Here is a 12,540-nt window from a genome sequence, read left to right as displayed (position 1 = left end):
CACAAACAATGTTCAGTCGGTATGTAATCACTTAATGAATGAATCGGCTTATTTGTATCCAAGTTTTTGCATGAATGGATAACTGTTGACTGATAACTGATTCTGTACTTGTACTGTTTGAGGAGTATTAACTTGATCTAGTTCTTGTGAAGTTTTACTTTGCCCACAAGGACCTTTTAAAGCAATAGGTATCAAGGAAACAGCAAGCAGTAATAGTGAGAAACCGCTAATAAAATCAATTTTTGATTCTGTCTCTCTTTCTTTATGAGAATATGTTTTTAATTTTTGTGTATAAAATTTTAGTGAAGGACAAGGAGAGGGGGAAAACAAAAACACCACTTGATTTTGTAACTCTAATTGGTGCATGCCATAAACATTATTGTTGTCAGCGTTGGGGGATGCACTAGAGGACATGGGGACACTAGGGCTGTGTGCCTTTGTGTCTAACAAAGCCGCGTCAAGTTGCACAACTGAGTGCAAATTCGTCTCAGAATGAGTTGGTTGGAACTTATCAGAAGATGCCTTCGGTTTTTCCTCCAAAAAGCCAGAAATAGCAATCATGATTGATTTCCTCGCGAAGCATTGACTGTTAATAACAAAGTGCTAGCGTATGGTTTAGCGTTTAGCTAGCCACACGTCATCTTTGATTTGAATAGGTTTTGGAATCAGCTTTTGAGTGTAGAACAAGTCAGCCACTTGCTGTTGTTCAGCAACATATTCGTCTTTCATATCGAATACGCCGAAGTAAGGACGCCTCTTCAAAGCCCATTCCCACGCAGCAGGCTTGTATTTGGTTTGCTCTGCCAGTAAGTTAGCAACTTCGCCAGGGTTGGCTTTTGCCCATTCTTCTACTTTGCGTTGCTCTTCCAAAATCACTTGCACCAAGTCGGGGTGATTTTCTGCAAAATTGCGCGTAGCAATGTAGAAAGCTCTTTGTGGGGCAACTTCATTACCTCTAGCTATGACGCGTATTTCGTTTGCCAGCTCCTTCTGAGCTAAAAATGGGTCGCCAATGGGTAAAGCATCAATCCTACCTCCTTCAAAAGCGACCTGGCTTTCTGGGATGGAAAGGTATGTGGGTTGAATATCATTGAGTGTTAATCCAGCTTTTTCTAAAGCTTTTAAAACCAAGTAATGCAGAGCAGTTCCCTTTTGTACAGCAACTTTCTTGCCCTTGAGGTCAGCAAGACTTTTAATCGGGGAATCCTTACGCACAATAATTGCTTGAGCACCTGCGTTAGAGCCAGTTGCAGCAACATAAACGATGGGATTATTACCAGCTTGGGCAAAAATTGCTGGTAAATTCCCGACATTCCCGATATCTACGCTTCCTGCAGCCATAGCCTCCATCATGGGGGGACCGCCACGGAATTCTATCCACTTGACAGTAATGCCATCAGAGGCTATGCGCTTTTCCAGATTTTTCCGTGCTTTGAGAAGGTTCAGACCTGGAGTTCCACTCTGATGACCGACATTAACGACCTCTAGCTTCGACCCACCAGACAGTTGTTGAGCCTGACTGCTATTAGTGCTTTGGGGGCTACAGCCTGCTAAGGCAAGCATCCATACTAATAAGCAAGCCATAAGAGCGACCAAAAAATACGGAAATATTTGGTTATCAAGCCTTAAGCGCCTAAATCTTGTCAGCATTACTTATCTTTTATTCAAACAAAATCATGAGTTATTTGTGATTCATTTCGGGATGAAAAGTTATCAATTACGAATTAATCCAAGGTGTTCTCTCAATGTGCTGCCAGTATATTCTTTACGGAATAACCCGCGCCGCTGCAATTCTGGAATAACCAAATCCACAAAATCTTCAAATGCACCAGGAATATAAGCAGGTGAAATCACAAACCCATCAGCGGCTTCATCAAGAAAAATGGCTTCCAATTGGTCAGCAATTTGAGTAGGACTACCAACAATTTGGAGAACGAGACGGCTTTGACCGTAACGTTTACCAATTTCTCCTAAAGTCAATCCTTCGTTCTGACTTAATTTCAAAACCTGCTCAAACATCGTCCTACCCCCTTCGCGAAATTCTAATTCGCTCAAAGGCTTATCAAGAGGAAATTCAGACAGATCATAGTTGAGGACGTTAGATAAGGAAGCTAAACCGACAAGTGGGTGAACTAATTCATGGTGAAAAGCTTGTTTTTCTTTAGCAATACTTTCTGTTTCACCGACAAACGGAACAACTGCTGGGAGTATTTTACACTCTTGTGGTTCACGTCCATACTTTGCCATACGAGATTTTACATCCTGATAAAAAGTCTTCATGTCGGCAGGGGTGAGTGGGGATGTAAAAATCGTTTCTGCCCAACGGGCTGCAAATTCTTTTCCACGTCCTGACGAACCCGCTTGAATAATCACCGGACGCCCTTGGGGTGTACGGGGAACAGTCAACGGTCCTCTAGATTTCAGCCATTTTCCAGAGTGATGAAGGTAATCAACTTTTGTTGGATCTGCAAAAATTCCCTGCTCTTTATCTACAATTAATGCCCCTTCTTTCCAACTATCCCAAAGCTTGAAAGCCACTTCCAAGAATTCATCCGCGCGGTCATAACGAGTGTCATGTTCTAAATGTTTTTCTATCCCGAAGTTTTGAGCCGTTGCATCACCACTGGAAGTCACCACATTCCAAGCAGCACGACCTTTGGAAAGGTGGTCTAAAGTAGCAAATGTCCGCGCTAAATCATAAGGGTGATAGTAAGTTGCAGAACGTGTGACTCCCACTCCTATTTTTTCAGTAGCAACTGCCATTGTTGTGGCAACAAGAACAGGATCTAATGTAACTGCACCTTGAGAACCATATTTAATACTGGTTTCAAAACTATTACCATAACGGTCTGGAGTTGCTAATATGTCCGCAAAGAAAACAAGGTCAAATTTTCCCTGTTCTAAAATGCGGGCAACATTCTGATAATACTCTGGTGTCAGAAAGCCTGAATGTGTTTTTGGATGTCTCCAAATGGCATGGCTATGAACAACTTGGGAAGCGTGCATGAAACCAGCCAAGTGCATTTGTCTTTTTGACATTTTGAATATTCCTTAAATGGAGGAAATAGGGTGGGTATGAGCCACCCCATCGTTAGGAGAGTAAGGAAAAGAGCCTAGTTTGCAGCTATGAGCAATGCGCTAAGGGTTTAAAGTTTTTTGCTTTTCAAATTTATTAAGAAAGTCAGGTGAGCCGTGGCTGTACCCACCTGACGAAAGGAGAGCAATTGGTGGGAGGCAAACTTTTATCAGTTATCAGTTATCAGTGAACAGTTAACAACTGATAACTGATAACTGTTGACTGATAACTGTTAACTGTATTGAGTAATAACTGGTAACTCTTGGTTGAGTACCCAATTTCCTATATCTCGGAATTTGTAATCTACCGGATCATGAAGGGTGAAGGTACGTAAATCCCGCCAGTAACGGTCAAAGCCATATTTGCTAGCCGTAGATCTGGTTCCCGTCACGTTAAAGATATCGGTGGTAATCTTTAATCCCACTTTTGTGGCAAAGGCTTTGGCTGCAAAAACAGCGATCGCCACTTCTCCCCGTTCTTCGAGAGTCAGGTTAATATCCTTCTCCCATGCTTGCTGGACTTGTTCAGCGGTGCGATCTGCTAAAACAATGGCAGCTTGAAGTTCAGTCCACAATTCACCATAGTGATGCAGAATATAAGGATCAGCTGTGGCACTCTCTACCCCTGAAGTGATCCAGGGTTTACTCTGGGTTGAAGTATACTCTTTTGCAGCTGTAAATGCTCCTTCGGCTATACCTAAATACACATAGGTTTTAGTTAATTGAGCGATGATTCCACCAAATGTAGCAAAAACACTATCAGGAGGAGCAGGAGGTCCGACAATTTCATCTTTTTTCACCAAAACATTGTGAAACGTGAAGCTAGGACTATCCGTCCGCCGTTGCCCAATATTGTCCCAATCCTGATTAGAAACTACACCTTCTCGGTCTTTGGGAATCACGAAAAATATTGGCAGTTCTGCGCCATCTTGCACGGCGGAAAACACCCGCAGATCAGCAACAGCAACACCGGTACCAAAACTTTTAACGCCATTCACCCGGAAATTTTCGCCGTCTGGGCTAATTTTCAAGCGAGTATCCCGTGTATTGATGGCATTAGCCCAAAATAAGTTATTTTGAGCGGTTTGCTGATAGTATCTATCCTTTTGCTCAGGCGTTCCGGAACCATGACCTAAAGCAGTTAAATTCAGATGGTTCCCATACAATTGTCCAATTGAACCATCTGCTTTAGACAGTTCTTGGACAATTTTCAGGGCTTGTGCCCAAGTTGCCCCAATTCCACCGTATTCTTTGGGTACGACCAAAGGCAACAAACCACTTTCACGCAGTAGCTGTACTTCTACATCTGGAATTCCCGCTTTGGCGTCCCTTTCAACTGCAGTTTCAGCAAGTTTCTGGGAAAGGGAAGATGCGATCGCACTCCAGTCTTTGGACTGTTGAGACTCTTTTACCTCTAACAGCTGTACCATGACCAAATTCTCTCGTATTGTGAATAGGGTAGTAAGTGCTGAAGCACTTACTACGAACTTTCTATTAGCGATTGACACTCGCTAGATATTCATCAGCGGCTTTCTCAACAGCTGTCCCCTTAAAGAAGTCGCGGTTGAGGCTGGTGTACAACTCCAACGGATGGATAGACAGGAAGTAGCGCAAGTCTTCTTCGGTGATGATTTCACGTTCTACCATTGAGTAAGCGTTGGCAGTGACTGCGGTAATATCAGGCACATCCCAGTGACCGGAATCGGAACCTAAGAAAGCTTTGACTCTATCACCAAAGGGATTAGCCTTGCGATTGTACGCATGAGCCACACGGATATCGTCTGATTCGTTACCGAAGTAGAAATGATTCAGGAAGCGATCGCGCACATCTTCAGGACGAGTGATTCCTGCTTCTTTAAATTCATCCAGTTCGCCCGGATCATCTGGTGAGAACAGGTGTCCGTGGAAGCCCAAACCGTTACCAACTTGATCTAAGCGTCCGTGAACCTTTTCGCCACCGTAACGGGTGAACAACTCTAACAGCAACTCCCGATCCACAGCATTGGGATTATTGTTTTGCAAGATTTCGGGGTTACGAGTTTCCCAGTGCCAGAGAATATCAGCATATAGACTTGCACCCCAAGCTGAACCTCCTTCTAAGAAAGCAAACTTCAATGTGGGGAACCGTCTTGTCACACCACCAAAGAACAATGATTTGCACAGTGCTTCACCCGCAGAAGCAAAGTGACCAATGTGGTTGTATTGGTAGTTGGAAATCGAACGCCTCGAAGTCCAGCCCATACCAGAAGAGTGGGTTGTGGGTACAACTTTCAACTCCACGCACTTCGCCCAGAATGGGTCATAATCGTACTCGCTATCCAAGCCAAATGTGTCTATCCAGGTGGCTTCGTTTGCGACTTCTTCGCCATACTTCTGGAATGCGGGAATCGGACGACGGACGTGTCCAGGAATTTGAATCGCTTTCAATCCTAGAGTCTTGACAGCAAATTCCAACTCCTCAATTCCTTCTTGAGGTGTATGCAGAGGAATTGTGGCAATTGGGGTAATGCGATCGCCATAAGGACCGAAGTTATCAGCGTGGTACAGGTTCGCTGCACGACACACTGCTCGCCGCATTTCTTCATTGCCAATATGCGTTGCTAGTGTTGCCAAGTTGGGATACAGTACAGCAAAATCTGTCCCTGCTTCTTGCAGTCTCTCGTAGAGCAGTTTTGGCAGAGTTACAGTTGCTAAAGCTAATGTATCTTTGGTTGGTCGTCCCCAGAAGGGAGGACGAGCAGTGCGATAAGCACGGCGTTCTTCCCAACTTTGTTTGTGCCACCGGAAGCGAGAAGAACCTGGTAAATTCTCTTGGAAGCGGTCAACTAATTTACTTCCACCAACTTGCTCCAAGTAGTCCAAGAATGCTGGGATAAATTCTTGGGTATGGACATCAGTGTCGATAATCGGATAACCCAGGCGTTCCCGAATCTGTGCTGATTTGGATTTTTGTGGACGTTCTAAGGCAATAGTCATCAGACTTTCTCCTAGTATGAGTCATTAGTTGATTGTTAGTTGTTAGTTTTTCAAAGGCTCCACTCACTACTAACCACTCCCCACTTTCATATGGGCACAATGCCACTGCGCCTGTCCAGCCTCATCTCCCCCCCTCCTCCACTACCACAAAGGAGTTAATGGGCAACTTCTACTAATTGGCGATCGCTTTCTGCTTTGCCCATCACTCGCTGTAAAATGCTTTCTACTATTTGAGCAAACACTGGGTTTCCCCTGACTCTAGGACGTGGCAGGGGTACGGGATAATCCAGCGTTATCTCACCGTTTTCAATCAGTACAACTCGGTCTGCCAAAACCACTGCTTCTTCTACATCGTGAGTAATCAACACGGCAGTAAATTTCTGTTCTTGCCATAAATTCTCTAACAAGTGCTGCATCTCGATGCGCGTTAGAGCATCTAAAGCGCCAAGGGGTTCATCAAGAAGCAACAAAGAGGGTTTACCAGCCAAAGCTCTTGCCAATGCTACCCGTTGGCGTTGTCCACCAGAGAGAACAGATGGCCACTCATGAGCGCGGTCTTCAAGTCCAACACAGCGAAGAACGTGCAAAGCAGTTTGCCGCATATACGCTTTAGATTTAGAATCTACCAAACCCAGCTCCACGTTTGCTAATACCCGCTGCCAAGGTAATAGACGCGCATCTTGGAACATCATCCGCACCTGTGGGTTAATTCGATGATGGGATTGCTTACCATCCAAATAGACTGCACCTCCACTCGCAGCATCTAGTCCTGCAATCAGGCGTAGCATTGTACTCTTACCACACCCACTGCGACCCACAATCGCGACAAACTCTCCGGGCTTGATATCTAAATCTATACCTTGCAAGACTGTTTTCTTCCCAAAGGATTTCCTTAACCTTTCGAGTTTTAAATGTGTTCCACGGGTTTCTAAATTCATTAAAAAAAACTCCTGTATTGTTTTATTTTTTACATTAAATACCAAGAATATGCTGAATAAATGTGGTAAAATACCAGAACCCTTCGATGTTCTAATTGGAAATCAGTTATCAACATCGGCTGATAATATGTAAACTTTGAAACATAAGCTTTTGATTCCATCAATAGTGTAAGGGGCAACAAGAAAGGGTAAAGTGATGAAGGCTGAAGAAAAAAGAATCTAGGGATGGAACATTAAACTTCATACATCACACTTCATCACTTTTGTTGACCTGGTTGATATGCTGATTAAAACAGTGAACAGCTACCTACGCAGTGACGCTTTCTCGGGCTGGTGGGGGATTTAAACCCGCTACCAACGCTTTCGGTCCAATTGGTGGGGGACTTAAACATGCAAAGGATGAAACTGATAACTGATAACTGATAACTGGTAACTGTTAATAGTGTTTTCACCCTGAAGAAGATTGAGGATATTTGTGCTCAAAGCGTCACGAAACAAGCGGTTTAGCGGTATTTGCACCCCTTTCTGCCTGGAGACTAGCATCGGAAAATAAAGTACGGTTAATTGGTAGACTTGCCGGATATTATTTCTATTAATTTTGCACAGTTTCACTGCAAAGGCAAGCGTATTTTGTAAATAATTGCAAAATTAGAAAAATTAGAACTGATGCATTAGATAGAGTGAAAAACTCCCCCTTTCAATGAGGGTTTGGAAATCAAAAAGAACTCAGAATAACCCTGCCGATAAATTCGGGAGATTCATATAGGAAACTGAGGTAGGTCATCGCGGTTAGTCCTACCTCAGATACTTTTAACTTAGTGATTATTAAGGAGTTATCAAAAAGCCCACTTAACAACTGATAACTACCAATCCAAAATCTAAAAATGTACACACTCACGTATTTAATATCATGTTTGGAAAATTACCCAGAATCAAACTTTTTTCTAGTAAGGACTTTAGTCCTTGCTTTGGTGGAAAAGGACTAAAGCCCTTACTAGAAATTTCCGCACGGTTATTTAACCGGATATAATATAACCTCTTTCCATCGCCCATCGGATATGCTCTCCTCTCTGGCAGGACACGCTGAACGTTAGCAAAGCTCCTCCGTTAGGAGGCACGCGCAGACTTGCTGAACGCAAAGCGCATACGTAGGGATCTTTAGCCTCCGATCTCTCTGTCTGTTCATCACCGCAAACGTCAGCAAATGACAAGCTGAACCGCTTATTATAGTACTCCTTGATAAAGTCCCCCATCCACTTGGAGCATAACTCCATTTACAAATGAAGCAGCAGGGGAACACAAGAAAACAGCGACATTTGCAAACTCTTCGGGTTTCCCCATACGACCTAGTGGCACAGTAGCATTGATATTAGCGATTTCTTCCGCTGGAGTTTTACCATTCCTGGCAGTACGCGCTGCTATGATTTCTTCAACTCGTTCTGTATATGTCCAACCAGGTAAAATGCTGTTGACGCGGATTTTATCATTACCGAGTTCCCGGCTTAAACTTTTGGTCAAACCAATCACAGATAGCCGAATAGAATTAGACAAAATCAAATTTTGAACTGGCTGTTTGGAAGTCGATGAAGTGATTGTGAGAATTGCTGGGGAGAACGATTTGCGTAGATGCGGTAATGCGAGCTTAATTAGCCGCACAGCACTCAACAAAATTAAGTTAACCGAAGCTTCCCAAGCACTGAGATCCACATCATCAAAGGTGCCAGCAGGTGGACCTCCTGTATTGGTGACGAGGATATCTAAGCCGCCAAATTTTTCCACAGTGGCATTAATCACTCGTTCTACATCTTCTTGTTTGGTCAAATCTGCACGTATTGCCAAAACTTCTGTACCCGTTTCATTTTCAATCTCCGCAGCAGCTTTTTCAACTAACTCGCTGCGGGCGCAGATAGCAACCTTTGCACCCTCACGGGCAAACTGCCGTGCTGTGGCTTTACCCAAACCTTTACTTGCTGCTGTCACTAAGACGATGTTGCCACCCAGTTGTAAGTCCATCTTAATTTTGATTTGTTAGTTGTCGGGTGTTATTGACACTCCCCATGCCTATAAGGCAGGGGATTCTTGCGTCACGGGGACTCCAATGAATTTACCCTCGGCAAGCATCTTGACCGTATGCCCTACGGCTGCAAGTCCGCGCTCTCGCACTACTTGAGCGGCTGCAATGTCTCTATCTGTTGTATAGCCGCAATTTGAGCAAACATGAATACGCTGCGAAAGTTCTTTCTTGCCTGTCTCGGTTCCACAGTTGGGGCAAATCTGACTTGTCTTGCGACTATCTACCTTTTGGAAATAGACATCACGCTTAAAACAAGTTTGCTCAAGGATGTTGAAGAATTGACCAAACCCCGCATCTAAACAATGCTTGCCTAGCATACCTCTAGACAATCCAACTAGGTTTAAATCTTCAACAAACACCATTCCGGCATTGTTGCAGATTTGGTGAGACAGCTTTCGATGCCAGTCTTTACGACAGTTAGCGACGTACTCATGCAATGAAGCAACTTTCTTGTGTGCCTTTTTCCAATTGTTCGAGCCAATACGTTTCCTGGAAACGCGCTGTTGCAGCAATTTAAGCTTGCGGAGGGCATCAACAAAAAACCTCGGACGCTTGACTAAAAGACCATTAGAGGTTGCAACAAAACTTGTGAGTCCTACATCAATCCCTACTGCTTCGCCATGTGGGAGAGGAGAGGGCACGGATAAATCCCACTGAACGGTCAGCATGACATACCAACCAGAAACACGCTTAACTACACGTGCTTGCTTAATTACTCCACCATCAGGGATATCTCGCGATTGGCGAACTTTAACCACACCAATAACAGGCAACTTAACATACCCATTACTTAATGGGTTTTGTCCTAGTTGTGGAAAAGAAAAAGACCGCATCCGATCTCGCTTTTTGAATCTTGGGAACCCATGATTTTGCTCCCACATACTCACAAAAGCCTTTTCTAGTCGTCTCAATGTTTGCTGCAAAGATTGAGCATTAACACGTTTTAAATACTCGTTTTCTTTACGTGCAGCAGTCAAAGACTTGCATTGACTAGCAAACGTTGGACGGGGTGCATCAGCTCTAATGATGTACTCACTAACGAGAGAACAAGCGTTTACCTGACAACTGCGAGACTTGTACCAGTCTTTGCGCTCGGCTAAAGCATGGTTATAAACCCGTCTATGGGTTTCTAGCCATTCCTCAAATATTTCTACTTGGTTTTGCGTTGGCTTTAGTTTGAACTCGTAAGTCAGATTGAACACTTGCATCACCTCCTGATATATTATACAGCTAATCTACTAATCATCACGACGGTTTTTAGGACTGCGACTAAAGTCGCGTTCGCGAAGCGCGCCGTACCCGGCGTACGCACTACACCCCGATAGCTAGAAGGGCTTGGGCACTGTGCGCGTTTTTGGTAGTTAGTAAAAAATTCAACTAACTACTAATTACTAACTATTGTCTACGACTAGCGTAGTTGAAAGCCGAGATTTTTCAAAGCTTCACCTAAGCGATGCCGTCCTGATAAAGACTCAGCAAAAGCAACTCTCTTGGCAGAATGTTCTGACCAGTCGCTCTGGATATTCATCTGCTGGGAGGCGTAGAAAGCTTTCATAATGTCGTTGTATTCGGCGATCGCCTCATCTTGTTCTGCCAGGTTATACGTTTCTCGGTGCAGCACAGCAGACTGAGGCAAACGTGGTTTAATGGCAGCACCATGAGCGGGATCAGGATAGCCTACACACAATCCGAATACCGCAAACACGTGCGGGGGCAAATTAAGTACTTCCGCCACTTCTTCCGGGCGGTTCCGCAGCGCACCAATATACACTGTTCCTAAGCCAAGAGATTCAGCAGCTACAGTCGCGTTTTGAGCTGCTAATGATGCATCTATTGCCGCCATGAGGAACATTTCCAGGTAGTCTAAACCCTCGTGAGGCAATCCGCGACTTTCAGCAACGTGAGTCAGGCGAGCCAGATCTGCTAGCCATACAAAAAGGAGAGGACACTGGCGAATATGCGCTTGATTTCCAGCTAGTTGTGATAACTTTTCCTTACGTTGTGCGTCTTCTACTGCTACCACACTCCATGTTTGGAGATTGGAAGAAGTAGAAGCAGATTGAGCCGCAGTCACCAAAATTTCTAGAGTTCCAGGCGGTAAAGGATCAGGAAGGTAAGAGCGAATTGAACGGTGAGATAGGAGAGTCGTTAGGCTATCATTCCAAGGAATATCTAAATTGACAGCCTTATCACCATAACGTTGATTTAGCAACTCAGTAGGATTTGTCATAGAAAATTGGGTGGAAATGAACTTTCATCCATCTAAAGAGGTAGCGTACTACCTCTCTACATTATTAGCCATTAACCAAACTATACTTTCGGTGACAAAGCGGCGTATTGTTCTGGTTTCAACATCGCCTCTCTCACATCAATCTTTTTCGGAATCAATTTTAAATCATAGAACGTATCGGCAACTTTCTGTTGAAGACCAATCAAGTTTTCATCAATGGGTACGACACCAAAAGTTTTTCTATTCGTTGCCTTTTTCATTGTTTCCAAATCAATTCCCAATGCTGGCGCAAGAGTTTCTGCCACAGCCTGACGATTTTTATCAGACCATTGCTCTAGTTTTTGAATTTCCTCTAAAATCGCCTTAATCGTTTGCGGGTTTTCGGTGGCAAATTTGCGGCTAGCTAAATAATACCCTCCTTGTTTATTAATTTCCTTGCCATCAAGTAAAACACGGGCATTTGCAGCTTTTTCAGCCGCTGCATAAAATGGGTCCCAAATCACCCAAGCATCCAGACTACCTTTGACAAATGCAGCACGAGCATCGGCTGGTGGTAAATACACGGGTTGAATATCGCTGTATCGCAATTTGAATTTGTCTAAAACTTGCAACAGCATATAATGAGCGCTAGAACCCTTTTGAAAGGCTATTTTTTTGCCTTTAAGGTCAGTAACTGTTTTGATGGGAGAGTTTTGCGGAACAAGAACGGCTGAACCAGCAGGACTAGCTGCTATCCCTGCAATATAGGTCAGTGAAGCACCTGCAGCTTGGGCAAAAATTGGCGGTGATTCTCCTGTATGTCCAAAGTCAATACTCCCGACATTCATCGCTTCTAAAAGTTGTGGACCTGCGGGAAATTCAATCCACTCAACAGATCCCCCTTCAGGTTGCAAGCGTTTTTCTAAAACCCCTTTAGACTTGATAATAATCGCTGATTTTTGATAGCCAAATCTGACGACTGATGCTTTAGTTTGAGTGTTAGCAGCAGATGTCGCATTGGGAGTGGGAGCATTAGCTGAATTATTGGCAGAACAAGCCGCAAATAACAGGCTCAAGCATATGCCAGCAACAAAAGCGCAGACAATTGGAAGGGGGAAAACAGATAATAATCTCTTTCGAGTTCCCCATTGAAAAAACCTGTATTCTATCAATGATTTAAATTGTGTAATGAAGTGTTTCAAACCCTGGTTAAACATGGAACATCACTCATCTCTACTCACAAGTTACACCAAATCGATAGCTTTACC

10 protein-coding genes are annotated in these 12,540 nt (G+C 43.9%); all 10 read right to left on the bottom strand.

From position 1 onward, the window contains the following. Positions 1-48: 48 nt before the first annotated feature. The 10 genes from AACT52_RS28425 to AACT52_RS28380 all read right to left on the bottom strand — a co-directional run bounded on the left by AACT52_RS28425 (position 49) and on the right by AACT52_RS28380 (position 12,489). Positions 49-561, bottom strand: coding sequence for a hypothetical protein (locus AACT52_RS28425; protein WP_073634183.1), 513 nt, complete (start codon positions 559-561; stop codon positions 49-51). A 54-nt stretch (positions 562-615) separates the two neighbouring features. Then, a complete protein-coding gene (locus AACT52_RS28420) occupies positions 616-1,584 on the bottom strand; it encodes an aliphatic sulfonate ABC transporter substrate-binding protein (protein WP_073634182.1) in 969 nt (322 codons plus the stop codon). Between the two features lie 129 nt (positions 1,585-1,713). After that, entirely contained in the window at positions 1,714-3,039 is a 1,326-nt protein-coding gene (locus AACT52_RS28415; RefSeq protein ID WP_073634181.1) for an LLM class flavin-dependent oxidoreductase, read from the bottom strand. A 269-nt stretch (positions 3,040-3,308) separates the two neighbouring features. Next, a complete protein-coding gene (locus AACT52_RS28410; RefSeq protein WP_073634180.1) occupies positions 3,309-4,505 on the bottom strand; it encodes an acyl-CoA dehydrogenase family protein in 1,197 nt (398 codons plus the stop codon). A gap of 64 nt (positions 4,506-4,569) precedes the next feature. Next, positions 4,570-6,051, bottom strand: a complete 1,482-nt coding sequence (locus AACT52_RS28405; RefSeq protein WP_073634179.1) for an amidohydrolase family protein — start codon at positions 6,049-6,051, stop codon at positions 4,570-4,572. A gap of 155 nt (positions 6,052-6,206) precedes the next feature. Next, positions 6,207-6,989: an ABC transporter ATP-binding protein gene (locus AACT52_RS28400; RefSeq protein ID WP_073634178.1), complete on the bottom strand. Its 783-nt coding sequence runs from the start codon at positions 6,987-6,989 to the stop codon at positions 6,207-6,209. Positions 6,990-8,213: 1,224 nt separating this feature from the next. After that, positions 8,214-9,002 carry an SDR family oxidoreductase gene (locus AACT52_RS28395; protein WP_073634177.1) on the bottom strand — a complete coding sequence of 263 codons (789 nt, stop codon included), beginning with the start codon at positions 9,000-9,002 and terminating at the stop codon, positions 8,214-8,216. 48 nt (positions 9,003-9,050) lie between these two features. After that, complete coding sequence (locus AACT52_RS28390) at positions 9,051-10,265, bottom strand: RNA-guided endonuclease InsQ/TnpB family protein (RefSeq protein ID WP_073634200.1); 1,215 nt, start codon at positions 10,263-10,265, stop codon at positions 9,051-9,053. A gap of 206 nt (positions 10,266-10,471) precedes the next feature. Then, the gene (locus AACT52_RS28385; RefSeq protein WP_073634176.1) at positions 10,472-11,293 is read right to left on the bottom strand and encodes an NADPH-dependent oxidoreductase; all 822 of its coding nucleotides are present in this window, start codon (positions 11,291-11,293) and stop codon (positions 10,472-10,474) included. Between the two features lie 80 nt (positions 11,294-11,373). Beyond that, positions 11,374-12,489, bottom strand: a complete 1,116-nt coding sequence (locus AACT52_RS28380; RefSeq protein ID WP_073634175.1) for a sulfonate ABC transporter substrate-binding protein — start codon at positions 12,487-12,489, stop codon at positions 11,374-11,376. Between the last annotated feature and the right edge of the window lie 51 nt (positions 12,490-12,540).

This window comes from Scytonema sp. HK-05, assembly GCF_963872035.1.
Lineage (GTDB): Bacteria > Cyanobacteriota > Cyanobacteriia > Cyanobacteriales > Nostocaceae > Kalymmatonema.
The sequence above is the reverse complement of the archived record's forward strand: the minus strand, read 5'-3'. Positions and strand labels throughout refer to the sequence as shown.